The organism is Acinetobacter sp. LT1 (assembly GCF_059800965.1).
In genome coordinates, this window is the sequence record NZ_JBBAXE010000009.1 from 130,878 (window position 1) to 156,024 (window position 25,147).

Genomic DNA, 25,147 nt, shown 5'->3' on the forward strand with positions numbered 1-25,147 from the left:
CTTTCAATTAAGGGTTGCAGTTATGGCTGAACAAAATGTCATCACTTCTATGCTAGACGATTTATCAAACGAACAGCCCATTCATACTGCACTTTGTATTGGCCAGAAAATTGACCAGAATAACGCAATTCAATGGCACTATTTTACCGTAACTGAGCTTTTAAGTCTGCCTTTTACTCAGCGTTATGACTTGGGTTTTGTATTGTTTGATACTGATGAAATGCAAAACATCAGCGATGTACAAAAATCACAATTATTAGTAAAGCTAAGAGATTTATTAGCGAAACGAATTGTAGTGGTAAGTAAACGCAGTGATGAGCAGTTATTACGTTCTTTAGGTTTTACTCAACTTATTGATAAAACTTCATATGATAGTGATTTTGCTTTATGGCAATTTAATATATTGACTTATAAACATGTTCCAGACTGGTTTAATTCAAAGTTCTGGGCGAACCCGGAAAACTGGAATAAATTCCGCTGGTAAAAGGGCCTTAAATCTCTTTCAAAATTTAACAATTTGGTTTTTGCTGTCTTAACAAGAATCCGCGTATGCTCATGTATAAACCATACATAAGAGTTACACATGACTAATTTAAGCAACATTGTAGAAGTTTTGGCTAAGCAGGCTTTAGGTGGGAATCAGCAAGCGTCAGGTCAAGGTGGTTTAGGTGGAATTTTAGGTTCAGTGCTAGGACAAATGGGGGGTAATACTTCATCTGGTACCCAAGGTGGTCTTGGGGGCGTACTAGGTTCTGTATTAGGGCAAGTGACTGGCAATAACAACACACCTCAAGCAGGTGGCGGTGTACAAAGTTTATTAATTGCAGTTGTGCCTTTAATCTTAGGTTGGGTGCAGCAACAAGGTGGTTTACAGGCTGCATTAGAAAAGTTGAAAGGTGCGGGTTTAGGAAGCCAGGTTCAAAGCTGGGTTGATCCAAATCAAAGTAATAGCGAAGTTCCGACTCAGCAATTACAGAGTTTATTTAATCCAGCTGACATTGAACAAGTTGCTGAGCAAGCCCAAGCGCCAAAAGAGCAAGTTTACGGTGCAATCGCATCCGTCTTACCTCAGGTCATTGACTCTTTAACACCTCAAGGTGACAGTACCGATCATCAAGAAGCAAACCAAGATATTCAAAATGTCATGAATCTTGTAAGTGGTTTTTTAAAATAAGATATAAATCTACAAAAGCCGATAAGTCTTATATCGGCTTTTTTTACTCAGGACAAAAAATAAAAGGGCATAAGCCCTTTTATTTTAGATCTGAATCAAACATAACCGATTAGAAGTTATATTCGATACCAGTACCTACAACAGTTTGTTTGTCGTCTTCTTTAATCCAGTCGCGTTTTTGTTGAGCAACGATACCGTAGAAGCGAGCTTGTTTGTTGATTTGGTAATCAAGACCTAAACCGTATAAGTCAATTTTACGATCTTGTTTACCGCTTACTTGTGTTTCAGCAGAAGCGTATTCTGCTTTCACTTTAAGTTTAGTGTTAGGAATTTTATAAGCAGCTGTTACTGCATATGCTTCTTCTTCTAAACCTTTGTAGTTTATATAGGTATCTGTAGTTTTATCAACACCATCTACACGCGTAGTTTTTGACGTTTTATAAGCAGTCAAGTCATCAGTAGGTTCAGCGTGTTGCCATAAAGCACCTACAACAAAACCAGATTTGGCAATATCATAAGAACCAGTTACACGGTAAGCATCGGTATAAACATCTTTTAGACCGTAAGCTGCATATTTACCTTTAATACCAAAGTCACCAGCAGCAGCAATTGCTAAACCGATATCTTTGTTTTCGTAACCAAGCGATGTTGATACAGAGTCAAAGCTATCATTTTTGCTGTCTTTACCAGTTTCACCTTGTTTGCTATCAGAGGTGCTTTCACCAGTTTGAGCCATGATATTGAATGTTAAACCAGCTAATAATTTAGGGTCTAATTCAAAACCGATCACGTTGTCTAAACGGTTTTCACCGTACATGATATTAGTAATATCTAAACGTGTATCGTCATTAAAGATGTCTTGGTTACCACCAGCAGCTGTTTTAAAGTAAGAATCATACTTACCTACTTTTAATGTACCAACACCTTCAGTTTTTAAACCGATAAAACGGTTACGAGCACTAAGGTCAGTATCAGAACCTGAACCATCAGTAGAAATTGCCCATTCAGCTAAATAAACAGCAGATAACTTATCAGTTAATTTCTCTTCGCCTTTTACCCCAATACGAGAAGAGTTTGAGTTAACTTCGGTAACGTCACTTTTACCATCGAAATTTTTATTATCAACTTGGTTAATAGAAACATTTAGTTTGCCATACAAAGTTGGCGCTGCTTGCACCGCGTTTACGCTCAAAGTTGCAACTGCGGCAGCGAGTAGCAATTTCTTCATTGAGATTTCTCCAAAAGGTATTTAAAAATGGCGTATGCCTAGCTAACTATTTATTTTGTAGTTGACTTATGTACAAAAAGTTACAAAAGCTCACCAACTTGCTAAGCAGTATCGGCAAAATTTGTGACAGAGAAGTGAAGAATAAATGACAGTTTTATGACGTTTAAAATTTAGAAATAAATTAGTTGTTTTCATTTTTTTATAGTTTTTAGACGAAAAAAAGCGGAGCCTAAGCTCCGCTTTAACCATCTAAAAATCAAAGAGCTGCTTTAATTTTTTCAGCTAATTCTTTAATTTTTTCTTGATCCCCTAACTCAACAGCATGGCGTCCAAGATGATGCACATTTGTTGGAATTAGGTGAAAATGAACATGTGGAACAGTTTGTCCTGCTGCTGCTCCAGAAAGTTGCATCAATACAATACCTTCCAAATTGAGTGCTTTTTCCATTGCCTTAGCAATCTTTTGAACAATTTGTATAGTATAGGCTGCTGCTTCAGCAGGTAAGTCCAGCAGTGTTACAGCAGGTGTTTTTGGAATAACTAATGTATGACCATCGGCTTGAGGCATAATATCCATAAAAGCTAGAACTTGATCATCTTCATAGACTTTTATCGCTGGAAGTTCTCCACGTAAAATTTTTGCGAAGATATTTTGATCATCATATGCCATGTATTATTCCTTTAAAATTATTTACATTTCAATTCTTTTTGACGTTCTTTAATAGCGTCAAGACGTTGTTGCTCTTTGTCAGAAAACTTTGGTTTTGTCGTATGACAGTTTTCATTACCATATTTTTCTTTAGCATCAGGATCTTTAAAACAAAAGCCTTTTGACGCATAAATCAAATTGTAATCATCTTGCAATTTTTGACATTCTTGCTCAGGTGTTGCAGCTTGTACGCCTAAACTAGCAATGCTCACCATGCCAGTAAAGACTGCAACCATAAATTTATTCATGAGCTTTTCCTCAGTTAAAGGTATGAACCTGTACTCAATATAAGGTTTCTTACCAATATTTCAATGACTATTAATTACTCAGGTGTCATTTTGGTTTGTATTTTGGGCAAAAAATTAATAAAATCTTTATATATCAATGTCTTAAAAATAAACAATAAAAACAAAAACTTAACTAAATTTTTATATATCTTTCCATAATTTAACTACTATCTAATACCTTGTAATTGCTCATAATGAATGAAATAGGGGACTTGCTTCTATTAAATAAAAAATCAAAAAGTTCGTAGAAAAGCCATATTTATGACTCATCTTTTGCTGAAAAGACAGTTTTAGTTTGAATTTTGGTCAATGGAAAAGAAAGATATTAATGCCATGATCAAAGAACAAAGCGTGATAATTATCACATTTTGTATTTTAGGATTAGGTGGAATTCACTAGGTCCATTTATTTTAGACGGAAATGGGCTTCTCTTATTGAAACAGAGATAAAATTATTTTCGACTTTTATTTAAGATTAAAATTCACCTGAAAGATGCATTGATTTTACATATTTAAAGTCTTATTATATGCCCCATAATTGCTGCGTTTGATAGTTTTTGTTTTTTATAGCCCATTTCTCCAAATGAAATGGGCTTTTTTTATTAAAGTTATTTCGAATCATTAAAATTTAGTATTTTATATTGAGAATAATTTCGCCTTATATTTGGATTTTGTGGCATAGTCTAAATGTTGCTTTCATAATTGCCCTGATAGTTACTTTCTACCCTCATACCCTTACACATAGTAATAGTATATTCATCATACTTCCTTAAAGGATCAGTCGTTCGTTAAGACTAAATATTAAAGGAATAGGTGATGTCACAATTTTTACTAATTGCTGAAAAAGTTTATAAAAAGTTCGAAGAAGAAAAGCTTTTCTCCGAGGATGTAATTGGGCACTTGAATAGCTTAGTTAGTATTATACGGCAAGAGATAAAAGACACTTCATACAAACTAAAATATAACTTTATTGATTTTGAAGAATGTTTAAATAAACCTGCAAAGAAATGTTCAGTTAAACTCGATATCAGCTTAATGCCAATTTATAAGAATAAAAGTGAATACATTATGTGGTTAGCGAGTTTTATCGAAAAAATTACTCTAGGTGGAAGAGAAAAGTTTCCACCGCTTACAAATAGTTTACTTCCGAGCTGTATAGTGACTAATCCTTATGTAACAAAACTGGAGCAGGCCAAGGCCTCTTCTGAAAAAAGTGCACAGATGATTGTAAATTACTTTAAATCATCCGATTATAAAAAAGTTAACAAAGTGCCTTCATAGTGAAAATAATAATTTTCTATTAAAACAATAATATTATTGGTAAATGCACTGTTATAAGAGGGTTTATTCCACCCAACCGAATAAAAGCAATAGGTTGAATCATGACCTTATTCTTAAATTTGCGTTGATCGTTCGGTGAGCCATTTTGCTAGTTGTGGCCAGAACTCCAATGCACTTGCCTGACTCGACATGAGACCCAAATGTCCGCCAGGGATGAGAGTAAACGTAACATCTTGGCTACTGGTTAACTGGCTTAATGGTTGAGCTGCATCAGCGGTAACCAGTTGATCACTACGACCCGCGCCCACTAAGAGAGAGCAGTCGATATTTTTTAATTCAATTTTTTTATCTTTTAACTCAATAAAGCCGCGCTTCAATGGATTTTGCAACCAAACATTGAACAACATGTCCTGATTAATTCCACCAGGGTAATCAATCATATTATTTAAAAAGCTACTTAGAGTGGCATGCTCTTGTACGAACTGAAGATCATTAAGATTTTTTAGTAGTTGAATATGACCATCGAACCAGCCTTTAGGGTCAAGAATTTTGAAACCTAAAGAATTTAAAATTCCTGGGCTATGAATCAAACGTTTTGGCAATCCAGAATAAATACGTTCTTGAATTTTTTTATTGCGACCAATCGCGTTGTTTATGGTTCGATAGAGTTTCCCAATATAGCCAGAAGCATAACTGTCTATTGGACTACCAAGTACTATAAGGTTTTTAACATAATTTGGATGATTATGCGCTGTATATAAAGTGACGAATATACCTGCCATACTCCATCCATGAAGCGAGATTTGTTCACTTCCTGAGTGTGTTCTGACAAGTTGTATGGCTTTAGGAATGAAATCTTCAATAAATGATAAAAAGTTAAGATGTCTATCTTTAAAATTTAAGCGGCCCCAATCCACAAGATATACGTCAAAACCTGCATTTTGGAAGTATTTAATAAGAGAGCGATAAGGATATAAATCATATATCGCCATATTAATAGCGAGTGGAGCAACGAATACTAAAGGTTCTTTGAATTGTTTTTGAGTAGCTGCGTAATAACGTATACGGGTTTGATTAAATTCACCAATCACTTCGAACGGAGTGCTTTGTGACAAAACCAATGTTTTTGGGCGAAATAGTCGGGTAGAGAGGTGCTTGATTTGACTTTGTTCAGAGACAAGGGACTTTAAGCGTTTCATCTTGCTTTTACCAACTATTTACTAAAGTTGAATAAAGTCTAAGCGATAATTTTAAGGTTTACCTTGACCTTAAATACCCTAGACACTCAAAATGATGATAGTTTTTTAGTACATGACCAGTAAAGGCGAACATTTAATGAACCAGTCTGATGATTTAGAATACCAACTTGATACTTTAGCCATTCGTACCGGACATACTCGTAGTTTTGAAGGCGAACATGGCGAACCGATTTTTTTGACTTCATCATTTGTATATGAAAATGCGGCTGAAGCTGCAGCAAAATTTTCTGGTCAAGTTCAAGGAAATATCTATTCTCGTTTTACTAATCCGACTGTATCGATGTTCGAAAAACGTTTAGCAGCTTTAGATGGTGCTGAACGAGCTGTAGCGACGAGCTCTGGAATGGGCGCAATTTTGTCAGTTGCTATGGCATATCTAAAAGCGGGTGATCATGTTATTTGCTCAAGAGCAGTTTTTGGTTCAGTTGTTGCTTTGTTTGAAAAATATATTGCCAAGTTTGGTGTAGACATTACATTTGTTGATTTGTGTGATTTAGACGAATGGAAAAATGCTGTACGTCCTGAAACCAAACTTTTCTTTGTTGAGTCACCGTCTAACCCTCTAGCTGAGATTGCAGATATACAAGCGCTAGCAGATATCGCCCATGCGAATGGCGCATTACTTGCGGTTGATAACAGTTTCTGTACACCTGTTTTGCAGCAACCACTCAAGTTTGGTGCGGATCTTGTGATTTACTCTGCGACTAAATACTTAGATGGCCAAGGCCGTGCATTAGGCGGTGCTGTTGTTGGCAATCATCAGTTGTTAGAAGAAGTTTTTGGTGTTGTTCGTACGCTTGGACCATCAATGAGCCCATTTAATGCATGGGTTTTCTTAAAAGGTCTAGAAACTTTACGTTTACGTATGAAAGCACACTGTGAGAGTGCTCAGATTCTTGCAGAATGGTTATCTACACATGAAAAGGTAGAGAAGGTTTACTATGCTGGTTTACCAGCTCATGAAGGTCATGAACTTGCTGCTAAACAGCAAAATGGCTTTGGCGGTATTGTATCCTTCGTTGTTAAAGGCGAGCGTGAAGATGCATGGAAGGTTATTGATAATACTAAGTTTATCTCGATTACTGGTAATCTAGGTGATGTAAAATCGACGATTACCCACCCAGCAACCACAACTCATGGCAAACTTTCTGTTGAAGCAAAAGAAGCAGCTGGTATTCAAGAAGGTCTAATTCGTGTTTCTGTTGGTCTAGAAGATATTAATGACATTATTGGTGATATCTCACGTGGGTTGGATTTAATCTAATTAAATTTTGTTAGTTAGGGAAAAGTCACATTTATTTTAATGTGGCTTTTTTTGTTACTAATAAGCAACAATAGCAATAAAAAGTCTACGTTTTGTTATAAATCAGTCTAAAATTTCAACGTATAAAAGTTCTAAATTTAATAAAAATAACAAAGAGAGTCTTTAGTCATGCTTAAACCAATAATTATTTTAGTTGCAATAGGGGCAATTGGTCTGGTCGGATATAGAGTATTTGCCCAAAAAGATGAACCAACACAGATCAGTGAAACTGTATTATTAATTAATGATGCAAACAAATCTGTTCAAGATGCTGATCTTTCAATAGAAAAAGCCAATACTTCTTTCAAGAATGTTCCCTTAAGTGAATATAAAACAAACAATAAAAGTCTACAGGCTGCACAGTAACTTTTCTAAATTTTACTTTTTTCAATTCAACAAAAGTTTTTTATATAAAAGCTTTATAGTGGATTAACCATAGAAAATAGTTTCATAGATACCAATAGAAAACATTGATTTATTGTGTCAGAATTACGGATTAATTTTGATTTAAACGTACTAACCTCAATGATCTTGAAGATCAATAGGGGAATAGAAAGAGTTTAAGTTTTGCAGTGTTATGTGACTATCAATAATACTTGAAATATTTGATAGAGATACGGAGTTAGGTTTATGAATATCAATATGCTTATGCAGCAAGCGCAGCGCATGCAAAAAGATATGGAATCAAATATAAAAAAGGCTAAAGAAGAGCTTGCTCAAACTGAAGTACATGCTGAAGCGGGCGGTGGTTTGGTTAAAGTTACAATGACTGGCCGTTATATCGTAAAACGTATCGAAATTAATCCAGAATTACTTCAAGATGAACCAGACATGATTGAAGACTTAATTGCTGCTGCTGTAAATGATGCTGTGCGTCAAGCAGAAGTGATTTCTGAAGAAAAAATGCAAAAAGCAAATTCTGGTATGGGTTTACCACCTGGCTTAGCGGGCATGTTCTAAGGAAATTCAGTGTTTAGCGATAGATTTGAACAACTCGTTCAAGCTTTACGTATATTGCCAAGCGTTGGTCCGAAGTCGGCTCAACGTATGGCTTTACATCTTTTGATGAAAAATCGAGAAGGGGCATTTGCATTAGCGCATGCTTTACATGAGGCTTCAAGTTATATACATGAATGTAGTGTCTGCCATTCTCTGACTGAACATGAAATTTGTGATATTTGCGCCTCAACTGACAGAGATGATCAGTTATTGTGTGTGGTTGAATCACCAGCGGATGTGATGGCGATTGAGCAAAGCGGTAGCTTTCGTGGAAAATACCATGTTTTAGGTGGCCATCTTTCTCCATTAGATGGTATTGGTCCGGAAGAAATTGGTATTCCTTATCTCATTCAGCGTTTAAGCCAAGGTAAGATTGAAGAAGTCATTTTGGCAACGAATGCAACTGTAGAAGGACAGGCAACGGCTCATTATTTGGTAGAGGCGACTAAGCACTTACCAATACAAATGACACGTATTGCTCAGGGCGTACCTCAGGGTGGTGAACTCGAGTATGTCGATAGCCATACCTTAAGTCAGGCAGTGCATAACCGTATGAGAATGAAATAAGCATTGCGATGCTTATTTCATTAATGAATGCACTATCAATTTGATTAAATTTATTAATTAAATTCAGTTATTAAACATAAATATTATTCTGTCTTTTATTATTAAAGATAGTTTAAATAAAATATGAATATAAGAATGAAAAAGGTCTTATAAATTTTAAATAAAGAACATTTGGAGATAAATTTAAAAAGTACAATTAAAAGATCAAAAAATTATCTATTTTCGAAAAATTGTTCAAAAATAGAGTATTCATAAAGGATTAAGTAGCATTTTTCTGCTTCTATGTTATATATACCAGAGTTTAAAGCACTCTTTGCAATACTTGAGAAAGCATGTTTCAGTTTATCCAACAGCAAACCGAATTGGTTGATGTTCTTCAAAAAATGGATCAATGTTCAATATATGGACTTGATACAGAATTTATTAAGGTTGACACACTCTGGCCTAAACTTGGAGTATGCCAAGTCAATGTAAATGGTGATGTCTATCTGTTGGATGGTGTTTCATTAGATCTAAGCCAGTTTTGGAAAAAGATTTTCCTCGCGCAGCAAAACATTTTTCATGCATGTGGAGAAGATATTGATTTAATCTATCATTATGCTGATCAAGAAGATTTGCTTAATGTATTTGATACTCAAGTGGGCCTTTCTTTTTTAGGTCATGGCCTGCAAGTGAGTTACCAAGGTGCTTTAAAACTTTGTCTTGATATTGATATTGAAAAAGATCAGACCAGATCTGATTGGTTAGCTAGACCTTTATCGCCTCAACAACTTTGTTATGCTGCTAACGATGTTTTGTATCTAATGAAGTTAGCTCATCATATTCAAGAACAGCTTAAGCAGAAAGGGCTTTATAACTATGTTCTTGAGGACTGTAGTAGTCTAACTAAAGAAATCATTAGTGAAACCCCTAACGAATTACTATATACCGATGTGGGAAATTATCGTCACTCACGTCGTCAGCTAATGCAATTACAAAATTTAAGTGAATGGCGTGAATACATTGTGAAAGCAACGAATCAGCCACGCAGTTTTATTCTTAGAAATTCAACCATGATTGATATGGTTGAAAAAAACCCTCGCAATAGCTTTCAACTTTCGCAAGTTAAAGATATTCGTCCAAACGTAGTTCGCGAGTACGGCAAAACGATTTTAGAACTTCTTAAAGATTTGCCAGTCGAAAGCAAATGGCCATCAAAGATTGCAAACCATTTAAGATTACGTCTAAAGAGACTTTAAATAAAATGGATATGGTGCTTGCTCATGCAATAAATGAGACTTCTATTCCTAAAGAAGTGTTGCTGAGAAAAAAATGGTTAAACGCCATTCATCAACATGTTCTATCTCAAGGGGATGAACAGGATTTACCTGACTATCTATTAGGATGGCGTTATGAGTTATTAACGCAACCATTAATCCAGTTGTTTCAAGAAGAAAAACAAAGTTTATCTATTTAAAATGCAATAAATAATTAGAAATTTAAAGGCTCATCATATGATGAGCCTTTTTAACTAAAGCATAACCATTCTGTTAAATTTTTAATTAATTACTATTTAAAATGAGCTAATTATAATATCTAAGTATACAAAAAATAGATTTTCTGTAGTTTATCTAAAGAATTATTTAGTCTAATAAAATTCATAAAATAATGTAATAAAGTAAATATAATTTGAAATTTCAATAATGAATTAAATTAACTTATATAATGAGAAAAATTCAATTGATTAAACATACAGGTCTGTATATTCTTGGATTTAAGAAAAACAACTTCAATTTATATAATATATAACTATAAGTTTGTTTCGGTGCAGAAATGAAAAGCCTACCCAATTGGGTAGGCTTTTTTATTTTTAATGATATGGCTTAGTTAAAGTAACTTAATTTTATGAAATTTAAAAATGAGTATTAAAATCTACAGATATTATCTAAATGAATCAGCAAGTTTAGAAACAACTTCTTCAGCTTTTTGGAAAGCATTTTCCAATGATTCTATATGCCTATGATCTCCAAACTCTTGATACTCAGAAGTAATTTCATAAATTTTTTCTACGCCTAAATATTTGCTCAGTGTACGAATGTGGGGTACAAGATGACTCATATCATGCCGAATCCCATCTTTCTCAAAGCCAAATTCACCGCTGGAAGTGATAATAATTAAAATTTTTCCAGCTAAAAGAGGCTGTAAGGGAAAGTCTCCACGAGCTAGGTCAAAATCAAAGGTTTTATTGATACGAATAATTTGATCAAACCATGCTTTCAGTTGAGCAGGCATGCCGTAATTGTACATAGGTGAAGAAATTACAAGAATATCTGAGCTCGAAACTTCTGCTATTAATTGATCTGATATAGATAAAACATCACGTTGAGCTTCGGTCCTTTTATTGTCAGGTGTGAATACAGCATCAATCCAGTCTTGATTAATAAAGGGTGGTGGATTCATTCCTACGTCACGATAAATATACTCATCTATAGGCAATTGTTGTTTCCAAGAGTTGATCAACCGACTGGCAATATTTTTTGAAATAGAATTATGATTTGAGTTGGGGTTAATCGCAGCTCTGACACTAGCATCTATATGTAATATTTTACTCATCATTAATTCCAAAAAGGTTAGGATTTAATTTATTTTGAGTTTTAAAACATAAGTAGACAAACGAGAAAATTACATTTATAGATGATTTTAATTCATTCATAAATGTAAATGGGGAGGAAGCATGCAAGTTTCTTTGCAAGCACTTAAAGCATTTGAATCAGCCGCTCGATTGGGTAGTTTTAAGTTGGCTGCTGAAGAACTTTCGCTTACACCGACTGCAATTTCACATCATGTTGCGAATCTAGAAAGCAGATTAAATGTTGATTTATTTCATCGACAGGTAAGGAAAATAACGCTTACAACGACAGGGCAAAGACTTGCTGCAGCAATTTCTGAGGGGTTTCGTAAGATTGAAGATGCACTAGATGAAATAACAGTAAATGGAAACGTAGTGAGAGTCGCTAGTACGTCTTCACTAGCTGCAATGCTGCTAATTCCTTCCATAAATGAATTTTATCAATTGCATCCCAATATATCAGTTGAGTTTTCTACAGGTGAAACTTTAGACAATCACTTATATACATTACCTATTCGATATGGCGACGTATCTTTGGTCCAGTCTCAAGATATCGTTAAATATGAGTCTTTTAATGTATTTGGTTCATCCAAACTTGATCTGCTTAAATGTTCTAGTGAACCAATAACTTTATTTTCGACAGAATGGAAAAATAAGGCATTACCAAGCCCACCATTAGAGGCTTGGCTTGAGGAAAATGAATGGAACCAAGATAGGGTGACGATTAAGAAATTTGATCAGGAAATTTTTGGGATACACGAGGCTTTATCTGCCAATGGATTGGTATTTTGTTCTACTACACTTTCCCAAAGGTTTGTTAAGGCAAATCTTTTACGGGAGTTTAAAACTAAAGCTGTTCAATCAAAGCTGTGTTACTACATTCCAAATAAGGAGGATCTTAAAAATAGAAATGCCAGAAAATTTATCGAATGGGTGGAAAGTTTATTCAATCAATAAACCTATATCTCTGATTGGTTTTAACTACACAACACTAAAACTTATATAGCGTTTTTATGATATAAAATTAGATAAATTAATAATTAGAGAGATAAATATGCTTAACAACTTTAATGCTGAACAAGCTCGTCAAAACGCTAAAAACTTTAAAATAAATCAAGACGTCATATTGGAAAAAATTTTAACTGGTACTGAGTCTGAATCTAAGGAGGGGAAACGAAAAGCAACTTTCTGGTTTCCTGTTGATGCTATAAGCCCTGATCATCTTACACTGGTTGAAGAGGAGCTTAGAAGCAGAGGTTTTAATGTCTCAACTGATATTGAGCACTCCGGTACCACGATTACAATTGAAATAAGCTTCTAATGAATGATTGTTTTAACTAAACCACTCTTAAAAAAGAGTGGTTTTTTATTGCATGATATATTGTGAGTTAAAAGAAATTAAATATAAATTTATTTACAATTAAATTTATATTAATCAGGATATTATTTGACAGGTTCTATCTTGTTCTGTAGCTTTACTTTTTGAGTGGAATATGGATATGAACTTCCAAACAATACTTTTATCTTTCAAAAATCAATCTACTGGTACAGATGCATTTAAAGACTTAAAAAATGCATGTGAGCAGTCTCTTAAAGAATCTCAAGATACAAAAGAAAAAGCAGCAGTTTACCTAATCTACGGTTTCGCACGTAGTTATGTAATCTTATATGAAGATGAAGCTGTAACGACCGAATTTGCCCATACTTCTAAAACCCAACTCATCACTTATATGGAAAGTCTTAATGATGCTTTATTAAGTCAAGATGATAGCGCTATTTTGAGTGCCTTAAATCAAGTAAGCGATGACTATATAAAAAGCTCTCGCGTCTTCTAGAAAAAAATTAACACGTCCTTAAATAAAAAAATACTTCTTTAGTTTGGGCTAAAGAAGTATTTATTTTTATATATTAATGGGACTTTTTCTTACCGCCACCATCTTGTTTGTTGACGGTAGACCATGCAATTCGTTCGGCTTCTTCTTGAGAATGGCCTCTATCTACTTCACTCTCAACAATATGTTTGGCCTGACGTTTTTGCTTTGCTGTATAAGCAGTTTTATCACCACGAGGCATAATTTCGTCCTCCATATCTATGAACAAGATACTTATTATTGAAACATATCTCGCTATTAAACGAGTTAAGTAACGTCTGGTGATGTGTAGTGAAGTAGTTAAAAGTTTTACTCAAGTGTGTATTCTTAAATAGGTGAAAAAGAAATTTATTATTTTGATAGCTTAAGTATAAATCTTGCAAGAACACTATTATCAAATCTTTGATGATGAATACTTTTTTAAAATCCAAGAACTGCTTTTATTTTAATAAAATAGATTTTGTGTTTTAATATTTAAAATCAAAAACTTATATTATTTTTGTGAAATATAACTCCTGTTTGGAACAAAGTTATTATCGACCTTAATCAATGTTGTAGGTTAATATTTCTCAAGAATTAAAAAAACGACTGATGCGTAAACAAACCTGCGTGTGTGTGTCGTTTTTTTTCATGTATGCTGTCCTTAGTTCAAGAGTTGATTTGAAATGCACTGTGATATTTATAGATCGAGCAAAAAAGATGAAATGTACATGTATATTGCTCGTCCAAACTATCCTGACAATACGGAACAAGCTGATCCGTTTGAAAATGTTCCTGAAGCTGTTTTACAAGCGTTTGGTCGTGCAACGTTTGTCATGCATTTAGAGTTGGCTCCAACACGTAAATTGGCGCGTGTTAATGTTTTACATGTTTTAGACTCATTACAAACAAAAGGTTTCTTTATTCAGATGCCGCCAGAAGGGTTAATTAACCCGAATGCAGTTGAACCAGAGGGCTTACGTGGTGCGTGAAGATCAAACTAGAATAATGAATCAATTATTCTCTTTTTTGGATGTTATTCCTGAAGGTGTTATTGCTTTAACAGCTTATGGAATAGGCGCTATTATTGCTTTGTGGTGTTGGTGGCGATTAATGCGCCGACTTCCTACCACCTTTGGTGCAATTAGCTGGCTGATTGTATTTGCTATTTTAGTTACACCAACAGTGTCTGAAGGACCGAATGCATCTGTAGCACCTGCTATTTTTGGACTCCTTTTTGGTGTTTTAACTAAAGATAGTCCGTTGATTTGGTCAAATTTATCTTTAATTCTGTTTGTAGTTGGTCTAGGTTTGGTAATTGGATATTGTTGGTCAAAATATTCAACAAACAAAATCATGCGTTCCATCTAACCATTGAAATAGAAAAATAAGGTCTTTACATGTCTGCTGATACCCAACATTTTACCGGTACAGATCAATATATCGCGACTGATAGTCTTAAGCTTGCTGTAAAAGCAGCTCGTGCTTTGCAAAAGCCTTTACTGATTAAGGGTGAACCGGGCACGGGTAAAACTTTACTTGCTGAACAAGTAGCACAAAGTTTAGGTTTAAAACTGATTACTTGGCATATCAAATCTACAACTAAAGCACAGCAAGGGTTGTATGAATATGATGCAGTTTCTCGTTTAAGAGATAGCCAGTTAGGTGATGACCGAGTTTACGATATTAAGAACTATATTAAACCCGGTAAATTGTGGGAAGCTTTCACCAGTGAAGAGCGTTGCGTATTATTAATTGATGAAATTGATAAGGCCGATATCGAGTTTCCAAATGACTTGTTGCATGAACTCGATAAAATGTCTTTTTATGTTTATGAAACGAATGAAACAATTACGGCAACGCAACGCCCAATTGTAATTATTACTTCAAATAATGAAAAAGAATTGCCAGATGCTTTCTTGCGTCGTTGCTTCTTCCACTATATTGAGTTTCCAGATGAAGCCACAATGCGAGAAATCATTGCGGTTCATTTCCCAAATATCTCTGCAACATTGGTGAACGAAGCTTTACAGGTTTTCTTTAAACTACGTGAAATTCCTAATTTGAAGAAACCACCATCAACCTCTGAGTTAATTGATTGGTTAAGCTTGCTCATGGCAGATGATATGCCTGAAGATGTATTACGTAATCGAGATACCTCTAAAGCTATTCCACCTTTATATGGTGCTCTCATCAAAAACGAGCAAGATGTACAACTTCTCGAACGCTTGGCTTTCATGTCTCGACGTTAAGGGAGGGAGTAACCCATGTTTGTGCGGTTATTTTACACCTTACGTAAATATGGTGTTCCAGTTACCACTCGTGAACTCATTGATCTAAACCGTGCGGTGAGTGAAGGTTTGGTTTTTGCCGACCAAGAAGAGTTCTATCAGCTTGCTAAAACTATTTTAGTTAAAGATGAGCGATTTTTTGATAAGTTTGATCGTGCCATGAAAGATTACTTTGATGGCATTGAAACTTTTGATATCGATGAGTTGCTTAAGCAAGTTCATAAATTACCAAAAGACTGGTTCGATTTAGAACTTCTCGAAAAGCATTTAACACCAGAGCAAAGAGCTGAACTTCAAAAAGCAGGTTCTTTAGAAGAACTGATGAAAATGCTAGAAGAGCGTTTACGCGAACAGCATAAGAAACACCAAGGTGGTAACCGTATGGTTGGCACAGGTGGAACTTCACCTTTTGGAGCTTTTGGTGACCATCCAGAAGGCGTCAGAATTGGTGGGCCGGGGCGTAAACGTTCGGCGGTTAAAGTCTGGGAACAGCGGAAATACCAAAATCTAGATGATGACCAAGTTCTTGGAACTCGTCAGATGCAAATTGCGTTACGACGTTTACGCAAATTTGCTCGCCAAGGCGCAGCTGAAGAGTTAGACGTTGATGGAACTATTCGAGAAACAGCCAAACAAGGTATCTTGGATGTTCAGATGGTGCCAGAGCGTCGCAATCGAATCAAAGTACTGATGTTGTTCGATGTGGGTGGTTCGATGGATGCACACATTGCCCAATGTGAAAAGCTTTTCAGCGCAGCTAAAACCGAATTCAAAACGCTTGAGTACTTTTATTTCCACAACTGTCTTTATGACTATGTTTGGAAAGATAACTACCGAAGAACAGCAACCCGCATGAATACGTGGGATCTGTTCCATACTTACGGACGCGACTATCGTGTAATTGTGGTGGGTGATGCCAGTATGGCACCGTATGAGCTGAAATCGGTAGGTGGCTCGGTTGAATATATGAATGATGAAACAGGTGAGGTTTGGTTACGTCGCCTACGTCAACATTTTGATAAAACAGCATGGTTAAACCCTGAAACTGAAGGGTATTGGCATTACACTCAAACCATTGGTTGGATTAAAGAGATTTTTGAAAACCATATGTATCCAATGACCCTAAAAGGCATTGAGGACTTAACACGCTACCTTTCTCGATAAACTTGATAACTTTAATAATTTAAAAAGAGGGATGATATGCAACATCAAATTAATGGTATTGCTTTGCCAAATGAACAGGGATTTTTTGGTGAATATGGAGGCCAATTTATTCCTCCGCATTTAAAAGAAGCAATGGATGAAATTAATGTTGCTTATGAGGAAATTCGCCATACACCAGAATTTCAAAATGAACTATCAGACCTCTTTACAAATTATGTAGGTCGTCCAAGTCCTTTATTTCACGCAAAACGTCTTTCTGAGCAGTTAGGCGGTGCACAAATTTATTTAAAACGTGAAGACTTAAATCACACGGGTGCCCATAAAATTAATCACTGTTTAGGTGAGGCTCTTCTTGCCAAATATATGGGCAAAAAGAAAGTTATTGCTGAAACAGGTGCGGGACAGCATGGCGTTGCTTTAGCCACGGCTTGTGCTTTAGTTGGTATTCCATGTGAAATTCATATGGGACAAGTCGATATTGAAAAAGAACACCCTAATGTGGTCAAAATGAAAATTTTGGGTGCTCATTTAGTTTCAGTAACACGTGGTACAGCAACCTTAAAAGATGCTGTAGATAGCGCGTTTGAGGAATATTTAAAAGACCCTAAAAATTTTATTTATGCGATTGGTTCTGTGGTTGGACCACATCCATTTCCAAAAATGGTCCGAGATTTTCAATCGATTATTGGCAATGAAATTAAAGAGCAGACGCATCATCGTTTTGGTAAAAACCCAGATTATGTTGTCGCATGTGTTGGTGGCGGTTCAAATGCAATCGGTGCCTTTACAGCATTTCTAAATGATTCGGATGTGAAATTGGTAGGAGTTGAACCAGCAGGACATGGTTTAGAAACTCACATGCATTCGGCAACTTTAACCTTAGGTAAACCAAGTCAAATTCATGGTATGGCGTGTTACGTGCTTGAAAATGAAGCTGGTGAACCGTTACCCGTGCATTCTATTGCTTCAGGATTGGACTATCCTGGTGTTGGGCCACAGCATAGTTTCTTAAAAGATTTAGGCCGTGTGGAATATAGCACTGCAACTGACCAAGAATGTTTGGATGCTTTTATGACCTTATCTCGTGTAGAAGGAATTGTTCCTGCGCTTGAAAGCTCACACGCTGTCGCATGGGCAATACGAGAAGCGCCAAAGCTGTCGAAAGAAACCATGATTGTGGTTAATCTTTCTGGTCGTGGAGATAAAGATTCGGATTATGTGGCAGAAAAACTTAAGATTTAAACCCACTAAACATCAAAAGCGGTCAAACTTCAAAGACCGCTTTTTTATTTCATAGACGAAATCTATACCTTGTTAAAAGTTCATTATTTCTTAATTAAAACAAAGTATTCTGATTTTAAGCTGTGATTGTTAGAGATAGGTGTGTAAAACACTGCTTCACAAGGCAAAGCGTTGCGTTGCTTTGTCTCACTCAGTAGAATAGTCACTTTGCAAAATTTGCCTTTGGAGACGCCTAAGTGGAGCGACCGACGATTAGCCCTGAACATTTACAGGAAGCTGCTGAAAATTTATCTACAATTCGAGATTTTATTCGCTTTGGGGTATCAGCATTACGTCAACATGATGCACATTTAGGACAAGGTACTGAAGATTATTTTGCAGAAAGTTCTGCATTAGTTTTACAAACCTTATCTCTTGAATGGTCAGCAGACTCAGAGATTTTAGATGCTAAGCTTTTGCCAAGTGAAAAAGCAGAATTCTTAAGTTTGTTAGAACGTCGTATTAATGACCGTATTCCGACTTCTTATTTATTAAATTTAGCTTACTTCTTTAATAAGCCATTTTATGTGGATGAGCGCGTACTTATTCCGCGTTCACCAATTGCTGAATTAATTGAACAACGTTTTGCACCATATTGCTTAGATGAAAATGGTCAAATGCGTGAAGCACTTAACAACCTGCCAGAAAATGCTAAACCTAAAACTCCACAGCGTATTTTAGATATGTGTACAGGTTCTGGTTGTATTGCTGTAGCTTTGGCTTATGCATATCCAGATGCGGAAGTGGATGCAACGGACATCTCTAAAGAAGCTTTAGAAGTAGCATCGATTAATGTTGAACACCATAATAAACAATATCAAGTTGCTTTACTTGAATCAGACCTATTTGCCAAGATTCCAGCTGAAAACCAGTACGATTTAATTGTAAGTAACCCTCCATATGTTGATGCTGAAGACATGGCTGACTTACCGGAAGAGTTTTTACACGAACCTGAGCTTGCATTGGCAGCAGGCCAAGATGGTTTAGACCTCGTGCGTAAAATGCTTGCTCAAGCGGCAGATTATTTAACTGAAGATGGTTTAATTGTCATTGAAGTGGGTAACTCTGAATGGGCTATGCGCCAAAACTTCAATACTATTGATTTCAACTGGCTTACTTTCCAAAAAGGTGGTTCTGGCATTTTTGCTTTAACCGCAGAACAATGTCGTCGTTATAGAAAATTATTTGAACAGCAACAAGCATAAGGAGTTGTACATATGGCAGGGAACAGTATTGGACAACTCTTTCGTGTAACGACATGTGGCGAGTCTCATGGCGTTGGCTTAATGGCAATTGTTGATGGTGTGCCACCTGGTCTTGAGTTAACTGAAGAAGATCTACAAAAAGATCTGGACCGCCGCAAGCCGGGTACATCAAAATTTGCGACCCAGCGCAAAGAGCCTGATCAAGTTGAAATTATTTCTGGTGTGTTTGAGGGTAAAACTACTGGTACGCCAATTGGTTTACTCATTCGTAATACTGACCAAAAATCGAAAGATTACGGCAATATTGCTCAGACTTTTAGACCGGGTCATGCGGACTACACCTATACACAAAAGTATGGTTTCCGTGATTACCGTGGTGGTGGTCGTTCGAGTGCACGTGAAACTGCTATGCGTGTTGCAGCGGGTGCTATTGCTAAAAAATATTTAGCAGAAAAATTTGGTGTATTAATTCGCGGTCATGTCACACAAATTGGTAATGAAGTTGCTGAAAAGCTAGATTGGAATGAAGTTCCAAATAATCCGTTTTTCTGTGGCGATGTAGATGCTGTTCCTCGTTTTGAAGCATTGGTTACGTCTTTACGTGAACAAGGTACAAGCTGCGGGGCTAAGCTAGAAATTTTAGCTGAAAAAGTCCCTGTAGGCTGGGGTGAACCTGTTTTTGACCGCCTAGATGCTGACATTGCTCATGCCATGATGAGTATTAATGCGGTAAAAGGTGTTGAAATCGGGGATGGTTTCGCAGTTGCTGGGCAATTTGGTCATGAAACACGTGATGAGTTGACGAGTAATGGCTTCTTAGCGAACCATGCAGGCGGTATTTTAGGCGGTATTTCGAGTGGTCAAACCATTCGAGTCGCTATTGCATTAAAACCAACTGCAAGTATTACAACACCAGGTAAAACGATTAATTTAAGCCGTGAAGATACTGATGTATTGACTAAAGGCCGTCATGACCCATGTGTAGGTGTACGAGCAACTCCAATTGCAGAAGCAATGTTGGCTATTGTCCTAATGGATCACTTCCTACGCCATCGTGCACAAAATGCAGATGTTGTTCCACCGTTTGCACCAATTGAACCATAGTCATAATTCTGACTGTAGTAAATTAAGCCCCCATATTTAACTTAAACTTGGGGGCTTTAATTTTTTATCACATTGGGCTCTATTAAATTTTAAATTATTTCCTTGTCTTATAATCTCTATATAAATATAATACGCGCGATTTATTTCTGAATATATTTATCTGCTTAAGTAAGAAATTAAAGTCTTATTAATTTTATACTTGCTCATGATATTTATATCTTAAAGCTAATTTTATTCAAATTAGCTTTATATAAGTTTATTACATATTTAAATTTTATTACTTTAAACAAATAATTTTCAAAGTCATCATTGAAATTGGGGAAATATCAATGAATCAATGTACATATAGAATTGGCTGTATGTCAAAGGATAAACTATTGCCTAAAAACTTAGAGGCAATGATAAAAGTTATTCATGACTTATCTTTATCCTCTCAGCTATCTGAAAATTGGATATATAGTGATGATAATCCAGATATATATATTATTGATTTAGACAGCGGCTATACAAATATTCTTCTTCCTAAAAAAATTAAAATTGTATTAAGTAATAATCCTGAGCTTTTAAAAGGTTATCAATATGGATTAAAGAGACCCTTAAGGTATCAGGAGCTTTTAAAAATTTTATTAGAAATTGAAAATAATGAATATTTTAAAAAATCTTATCGAGAACGAATAGAAAATATAACTGCTACAGATCCGTTTGAGACAAAAATTCTATATAAACTTGTTTGTTATCCAAACTTTAAAAATATTCATGCAGAGCAAATTGTTAATGTAACTAGAGTTTGTGCTTTATTATCTATTGAATCAAAGACAGTCCAAGAAATTAAAAAATTCTTGAACTTATCTGTAGATGAAATACAAAAAATTATAGAGATTATTAAAAAAGAGGCTTATCCGAACTATGAAACGATACATGAGAATATTGTCTCGATATTGCCATTTTCAAATGAAGTTGTTCAGACAACACCTCCAAGGATGGAGCAAAACTTATTGCTCTATTTTATAAATAAACTTTGGAAGAAGTTAAAAGGAGAATTCTGAAGAACTGGAATTTTTTAGCTTAGAGTAGGTATGTTTTAATCTTAACTAAACCATTCTTAATTTAATATTAAGAACTAAACAACAATATCTGGTACATATTAAATCTAGATTACATTTAGCTTTACCACGGATGGAAAAGCTAAATAGAGAATTCTTTCATTATTTTAATTCAAAAGATTAATATCAAAAGCAAATAATGTAATCACTAGTCAAAAGTTATCCTCAATAGTTATTTTCCATTTTAAGTCAAATCTACAATTTGTTCTTCGTTTACAGCAATCTTATATTGATTACGTCCATTGGTTTTTGCTTTATATAATGCATGATCTGCTCGTGCCACAAAAGCAGAAATAGAATCGTTTAGACGTGGAATTGTGGTTGCGACTCCTACACTAATAGTGACGTGTGGTGAAACATCACTACATGGGTGTTTAATCGCAATTTTATTAATCGCATTCATTAAACGTTCGACTTGTATCAAAGCTTGCTGAGAATTTGTCATTGGAAATAGTAGTAAAAACTCTTCACCACCATAACGAGCAACTAAATCTCCACTACGAGCAGCAATAGAAGAAATAGCAATTGCGATTTCTTTTAAACATTCATCACCTTTGAGATGTCCTAGCGTGTCATTGTATGCTTTAAAATAATCGATATCGACCATCATAATAGTGAGTGGGGTTTCATGTCGTAATGCACGGCGCCATTCATTATCCAAAGTTTCATCTAGATAACGTCGATTGGCTAAACCAGTAAGTGCATCTTGCTGAGAAAGTAAGGATAACTGCTGCGCTTGTTGCATGAGCTCAATGCGATTCAGCTCAATCATACAGTTTTGTAGATAGTTTTCTCGATGTTGACGGTCCGTTGCATAGGCGAGGGTCATTCCCAAAAAACTACTAAAAGTGTAAGTTCGGTTTAAGAACGTCCAGTCGATCACACCATTTAAGTAGTTACTTACTAAAATTCCAACTAGTCCTCCCATCCATCCAGCAAATATGGCTGTATAGAAGCGCATACCAACAGCACCATAAATAATAACGATTGCATACATCATCGCAGCATGAAAAAGAACATTATCTTGTCCATTCTCAATAACGTTAATTAAAATAAAAGTAATTGCTACCGCTAAAGCCGAGCCAACTCCTACATAATAATCAAAATACTGATTTAATTTTTTAATAAATGATAAAATCCAAGCGATAAGAACAATTACACCAACCCAAGAATAATAGCTAAACCAGGATAAAACTTGTTCACTTGGTAAAACTTGATATATACCAAAGCTTAAAAATATATATAATATTAAAATAATAGGCGCTCTGTAGCGGAATTCATAGGCAGCACCGTTTTGGTATTGAAAACGATAAATCGTTTCAAGCTGCTTTGGAAACCATACAAAGTTTAATCCTCGTGTGGTTAATAAATCTATTTGTTCCTGTCCCAATATATTGGAACCCTGCAACTTCATAATTAATGCTCTCTATATTGGAAGTTGTCATAAAATGAGACTTATTTTAAGTAAAGTTCCATCTAAAAATATTGATTATATAATGTGTGGTTTATTCAAAATAATAATACAGATTTTTTAAAAAAGTAATGATTTTTATCTATGTTAAATGTGATAAAAATCACGACATTTCAATGATTAGCCTAATAATTATCTAAAGTTCCCCAATCCATCGAAAAAAGTTACAAATGGTCGATTAACGATTGTATCTTTATCATTTTCGGATAGACTTATAGCGTGAAATACAGATGATTGCTGTCATATAAATAGGAAAATTAGCAATGACTGCTCTAAATCAATATGGAATGAATTTAGAAATTACGCCGCATAATGGATGGTCACAACGGTTCTGGGACGACCTGTTACCAGCTAAAGAACGGGTGAGTAAACATCCGTTTTTTACGGAAATGGCCAATGGGGGATTGAGCCTAGATAGTTTCCGTTATGCTTTACTTAATTTCTATCCATTAGTCGCCCATTTCCCGTCATATATGGCTGGAGCATTGGGGAAAGCGACTGGATTTTCTGAACCGGGAGTTACTGAAGCGCGAGATTGGCTAATTCAAAATATTAAGGTAGAAGAGCGACACTTAAAATGGTATCGCGATTGGGCTGGAGGTTTTGGCTTAACAGTTGAAGAACTTGATCATGTACGACCACCTGCTGCTATGAATGCTGTAAACCATTTTCTATGGAATATGAGTCATCGAGGCAATTTGGCAGAATGTCTGGCTGCAACAAATTTGGCGATTGAATGGGCAACTGGAGATTGGTCTATTCAGGTGTATAAAGGTATTCATACCTATACTAATCATCCTGAAGTCACGATTGATAAACGTTCTTTAGCTTGGTTGCGCGCTCATGCACATTACGATGATCTTCATCCATATGAAGCTATGGAGTTGATTAAACGCTTATGTAATGACCGTCCTGACTGGCAGCAAAAAGCATTTCATGCTGCTGAAGAAGGGCTGCGATATTATGAATTAGCTTTGGACGACTGCTATAGGGTACAGCTTCAAGCCTCTGCTTGATCTAGCCTTAAAAAGGGAGAATATCGTATGGATATTCTCCCTTTTATTTTATTCGAGCAACTTTAAGAGTTTAGTTCGATAAGGTGTTTCTTCGGGTAATAGTTCAAGTAAACGTTCAACGGCATCTACACGGTCTGGTACACGACTGACCACTCGTAATAATTGATCAATATCTTCAATTTGATAAATCACATGACTCAAACGAGCGTCAAAACAATCTCTCCATGCGCATAAAAAAGGACTTTCTGATTTAGCTAAGAAACTTCCTCTATAGAGTGTAAGCGTAGTTGATGTAAAACCAAGGTTTAAGGCTTGTTCGGCCATTAAAAAATCACATTGAATTTCACAGTTAAGTCTATATGGTCGTGACTCGATAACGTCGGGTATTAAGTTTCTGAGTTGAGAAAGTTCTGCTTTTAAAGTGGTGGTACTTACAGGCCGATCACCATATAAAGCATAGTGAAGTTCTTCAAGATTAATCCCTTCGGGACAAAGGGTTAGAATGCACAGAATCTCAATTTGACGTTGAGTCAATGTAAGGCTGTGTTGGTTATATTGAACTTTAGGAGTACCGAAGGCTTTAATATATAAGATATTTTTCTGATGAAGTTGAATTGCTTGTTTAACAATGTCAGCACAACGCTCTACTGCTAAAACTCCAAGTGAATTATGTTTTTGATATTTGGTCGATAAATTCATAATTCCATAAAACTGACCTGTATTTGTATCGGTAATCGGTGCTGCATAACAGACCCAGTCTCTGACACTATTCATCTGGTTTTCGTGTGAGTAAACACAGCTTGCAGAATGTGTATTTAATGCTAGACCAATCGCATTTTGACCTACAGCCTGAGTAGACCATTGTCCACCTTCAACAAAGTGTACTTGCTCAGCCGATGAGCGCATAGGGTGACTACTCCATGTCCAAAGTAGAGTACCATGAGGATCAGTCACACCAATGGCCATATCGGCATCTTCGGCAATATGCATTAAGTTGCGATGGCACTCGTGAATCGAACGACCAAATAATGAGTGTTCCCATTCCTCACCCAGATCAAACAAAGGTGCTGCTTCAAGGTCAAGTGATGGTTTTTTTCCTAATTGTTTAGAATGAGATGAGGATTCCGGCCGAAATAAGGACGGAGTAGTATCTATTAAAGGCGATGATAATTGTTCTGACATATCCATATCGAAATTCCTTTATCATTGAAATGGCGTATCCGTAGCCGCTCAACAGTTATAACTTTC

General features: G+C 35.7%; 27 protein-coding genes and 1 pseudogene. 20 read left to right on the forward strand and 8 right to left on the reverse strand.

From position 1 onward, the window contains the following. Nucleotides 1-22: 22 nt before the first annotated feature. Together WBW42_RS11015 and WBW42_RS11020 are read left to right on the forward strand one after the other, a co-directional pair. Nucleotides 23-484 (forward strand): DUF6231 family protein, encoded by a 462-nt coding sequence (locus WBW42_RS11015; protein WP_032057497.1) that lies wholly within the window; start codon nucleotides 23-25, stop codon nucleotides 482-484. 99 nt (nucleotides 485-583) lie between these two features. After that, nucleotides 584-1,174: a YidB family protein gene (locus WBW42_RS11020; protein ID WP_002122193.1), complete on the forward strand. Its 591-nt coding sequence runs from the start codon at nucleotides 584-586 to the stop codon at nucleotides 1,172-1,174. Between the two features lie 109 nt (nucleotides 1,175-1,283). Here WBW42_RS11020 and WBW42_RS11025 read toward each other — a convergent pair whose 3' ends face one another. From WBW42_RS11025 to WBW42_RS11035, 3 genes are all read right to left on the reverse strand, one after another. Then, nucleotides 1,284-2,402, reverse strand: a complete 1,119-nt coding sequence (locus WBW42_RS11025; protein WP_032057496.1) for a porin — start codon at nucleotides 2,400-2,402, stop codon at nucleotides 1,284-1,286. 256 nt (nucleotides 2,403-2,658) lie between these two features. Further along, complete coding sequence (locus WBW42_RS11030; protein ID WP_005069390.1) at nucleotides 2,659-3,072, reverse strand: HIT family protein; 414 nt, start codon at nucleotides 3,070-3,072, stop codon at nucleotides 2,659-2,661. Nucleotides 3,073-3,089: 17 nt separating this feature from the next. After that, on the reverse strand, nucleotides 3,090-3,359 hold the full coding sequence (locus WBW42_RS11035) for a YARHG domain-containing protein (protein WP_002122146.1): 270 nt from the start codon (nucleotides 3,357-3,359) through the stop codon (nucleotides 3,090-3,092). 854 nt (nucleotides 3,360-4,213) lie between these two features. Here WBW42_RS11035 and WBW42_RS11040 point away from each other — a divergent pair. After that, entirely contained in the window at nucleotides 4,214-4,678 is a 465-nt protein-coding gene (locus tag WBW42_RS11040) for a hypothetical protein (protein WP_032057495.1), read from the forward strand. A gap of 113 nt (nucleotides 4,679-4,791) precedes the next feature. Here WBW42_RS11040 and WBW42_RS11045 read toward each other — a convergent pair whose 3' ends face one another. Further along, entirely contained in the window at nucleotides 4,792-5,877 is a 1,086-nt protein-coding gene (locus WBW42_RS11045; protein ID WP_032057494.1) for an alpha/beta fold hydrolase, read from the reverse strand. 136 nt (nucleotides 5,878-6,013) lie between these two features. On the opposite strand from WBW42_RS11045, the gene WBW42_RS11050 reads away from it, so the two are divergent. The 5 genes and pseudogenes from WBW42_RS11050 to WBW42_RS11070 all read left to right on the forward strand — a co-directional run bounded on the left by WBW42_RS11050 (nucleotide 6,014) and on the right by WBW42_RS11070 (nucleotide 10,262). Then, nucleotides 6,014-7,201, forward strand: a complete 1,188-nt coding sequence (locus WBW42_RS11050) for an O-succinylhomoserine sulfhydrylase (RefSeq protein ID WP_032057493.1) — start codon at nucleotides 6,014-6,016, stop codon at nucleotides 7,199-7,201. A gap of 168 nt (nucleotides 7,202-7,369) precedes the next feature. Next, nucleotides 7,370-7,606, forward strand: coding sequence for a hypothetical protein (locus WBW42_RS11055; protein ID WP_032057492.1), 237 nt, complete (start codon nucleotides 7,370-7,372; stop codon nucleotides 7,604-7,606). A gap of 264 nt (nucleotides 7,607-7,870) precedes the next feature. Further along, nucleotides 7,871-8,200 carry a YbaB/EbfC family nucleoid-associated protein gene (locus WBW42_RS11060; protein ID WP_002113538.1) on the forward strand — a complete coding sequence of 110 codons (330 nt, stop codon included), beginning with the start codon at nucleotides 7,871-7,873 and terminating at the stop codon, nucleotides 8,198-8,200. A 9-nt stretch (nucleotides 8,201-8,209) separates the two neighbouring features. Continuing rightward, nucleotides 8,210-8,806, forward strand: a complete 597-nt coding sequence (recR, locus tag WBW42_RS11065; protein ID WP_032054989.1) for a recombination mediator RecR — start codon at nucleotides 8,210-8,212, stop codon at nucleotides 8,804-8,806. Between the two features lie 332 nt (nucleotides 8,807-9,138). Continuing rightward, nucleotides 9,139-10,262: pseudogene (locus WBW42_RS11070) on the forward strand (ribonuclease D). A gap of 464 nt (nucleotides 10,263-10,726) precedes the next feature. Here the strand turns inward: WBW42_RS11070 and WBW42_RS11075 are convergent. Further along, nucleotides 10,727-11,401: an FMN-dependent NADH-azoreductase gene (locus WBW42_RS11075; RefSeq protein ID WP_081038763.1), complete on the reverse strand. Its 675-nt coding sequence runs from the start codon at nucleotides 11,399-11,401 to the stop codon at nucleotides 10,727-10,729. Nucleotides 11,402-11,519: 118 nt separating this feature from the next. Here WBW42_RS11075 and WBW42_RS11080 point away from each other — a divergent pair, with 118 nt between their 5' ends. The 3 genes from WBW42_RS11080 (at nucleotide 11,520) to WBW42_RS11090 (ending at nucleotide 13,249) form a co-directional block, all read left to right on the forward strand. Next, complete coding sequence (locus tag WBW42_RS11080) at nucleotides 11,520-12,371, forward strand: LysR family transcriptional regulator (protein WP_032070425.1); 852 nt, start codon at nucleotides 11,520-11,522, stop codon at nucleotides 12,369-12,371. A gap of 97 nt (nucleotides 12,372-12,468) precedes the next feature. Next, nucleotides 12,469-12,735 (forward strand): hypothetical protein, encoded by a 267-nt coding sequence (locus WBW42_RS11085; protein ID WP_014206661.1) that lies wholly within the window; start codon nucleotides 12,469-12,471, stop codon nucleotides 12,733-12,735. A 178-nt stretch (nucleotides 12,736-12,913) separates the two neighbouring features. Further along, nucleotides 12,914-13,249, forward strand: a complete 336-nt coding sequence (locus WBW42_RS11090) for a hypothetical protein (RefSeq protein WP_032057488.1) — start codon at nucleotides 12,914-12,916, stop codon at nucleotides 13,247-13,249. A 73-nt stretch (nucleotides 13,250-13,322) separates the two neighbouring features. Here WBW42_RS11090 and WBW42_RS11095 read toward each other — a convergent pair whose 3' ends face one another. Next, complete coding sequence (locus tag WBW42_RS11095; protein WP_002113596.1) at nucleotides 13,323-13,487, reverse strand: hypothetical protein; 165 nt, start codon at nucleotides 13,485-13,487, stop codon at nucleotides 13,323-13,325. Nucleotides 13,488-13,950: 463 nt separating this feature from the next. Between WBW42_RS11095 and WBW42_RS11100 the strand changes: the two genes are divergently transcribed. The 8 genes from WBW42_RS11100 to WBW42_RS11135 all read left to right on the forward strand — a co-directional run bounded on the left by WBW42_RS11100 (nucleotide 13,951) and on the right by WBW42_RS11135 (nucleotide 21,355). Beyond that, complete coding sequence (locus WBW42_RS11100; protein WP_005069366.1) at nucleotides 13,951-14,256, forward strand: YcgL domain-containing protein; 306 nt, start codon at nucleotides 13,951-13,953, stop codon at nucleotides 14,254-14,256. Then, nucleotides 14,249-14,635: a hypothetical protein gene (locus WBW42_RS11105; RefSeq protein ID WP_032057487.1), complete on the forward strand. Its 387-nt coding sequence runs from the start codon at nucleotides 14,249-14,251 to the stop codon at nucleotides 14,633-14,635. The genes WBW42_RS11100 and WBW42_RS11105 overlap by 8 nt, the downstream gene beginning before the upstream one ends. A 29-nt stretch (nucleotides 14,636-14,664) precedes the next feature. Next, nucleotides 14,665-15,516: an AAA family ATPase gene (locus tag WBW42_RS11110; protein WP_002113662.1), complete on the forward strand. Its 852-nt coding sequence runs from the start codon at nucleotides 14,665-14,667 to the stop codon at nucleotides 15,514-15,516. Between the two features lie 15 nt (nucleotides 15,517-15,531). Further along, entirely contained in the window at nucleotides 15,532-16,719 is a 1,188-nt protein-coding gene (locus tag WBW42_RS11115) for a vWA domain-containing protein (protein WP_000498060.1), read from the forward strand. A gap of 36 nt (nucleotides 16,720-16,755) precedes the next feature. Then, a complete protein-coding gene (trpB, locus tag WBW42_RS11120) occupies nucleotides 16,756-17,961 on the forward strand; it encodes a tryptophan synthase subunit beta (RefSeq protein ID WP_032057485.1) in 1,206 nt (401 codons plus the stop codon). A gap of 236 nt (nucleotides 17,962-18,197) precedes the next feature. Further along, nucleotides 18,198-19,205: a 50S ribosomal protein L3 N(5)-glutamine methyltransferase gene (prmB, locus tag WBW42_RS11125; protein WP_002113580.1), complete on the forward strand. Its 1,008-nt coding sequence runs from the start codon at nucleotides 18,198-18,200 to the stop codon at nucleotides 19,203-19,205. 12 nt (nucleotides 19,206-19,217) lie between these two features. Next, nucleotides 19,218-20,309 carry a chorismate synthase gene (gene aroC, locus WBW42_RS11130; protein ID WP_002113712.1) on the forward strand — a complete coding sequence of 364 codons (1,092 nt, stop codon included), beginning with the start codon at nucleotides 19,218-19,220 and terminating at the stop codon, nucleotides 20,307-20,309. A gap of 329 nt (nucleotides 20,310-20,638) precedes the next feature. Next, nucleotides 20,639-21,355, forward strand: a complete 717-nt coding sequence (locus tag WBW42_RS11135; RefSeq protein WP_032057484.1) for a hypothetical protein — start codon at nucleotides 20,639-20,641, stop codon at nucleotides 21,353-21,355. Nucleotides 21,356-21,596: 241 nt separating this feature from the next. Here the strand turns inward: WBW42_RS11135 and WBW42_RS11140 are convergent, their stop codons facing one another. Then, nucleotides 21,597-22,826, reverse strand: a complete 1,230-nt coding sequence (locus WBW42_RS11140) for a GGDEF domain-containing protein (RefSeq protein WP_017386898.1) — start codon at nucleotides 22,824-22,826, stop codon at nucleotides 21,597-21,599. Nucleotides 22,827-23,146: 320 nt separating this feature from the next. On the opposite strand from WBW42_RS11140, the gene WBW42_RS11145 reads away from it, so the two are divergent. Next, complete coding sequence (locus WBW42_RS11145) at nucleotides 23,147-23,899, forward strand: iron-containing redox enzyme family protein (protein ID WP_002113940.1); 753 nt, start codon at nucleotides 23,147-23,149, stop codon at nucleotides 23,897-23,899. 48 nt (nucleotides 23,900-23,947) lie between these two features. Here WBW42_RS11145 and WBW42_RS11150 read toward each other — a convergent pair whose 3' ends face one another. After that, nucleotides 23,948-25,087, reverse strand: coding sequence for a hypothetical protein (locus WBW42_RS11150; RefSeq protein WP_032057482.1), 1,140 nt, complete (start codon nucleotides 25,085-25,087; stop codon nucleotides 23,948-23,950). Nucleotides 25,088-25,147: the final 60 nt, after the last annotated feature.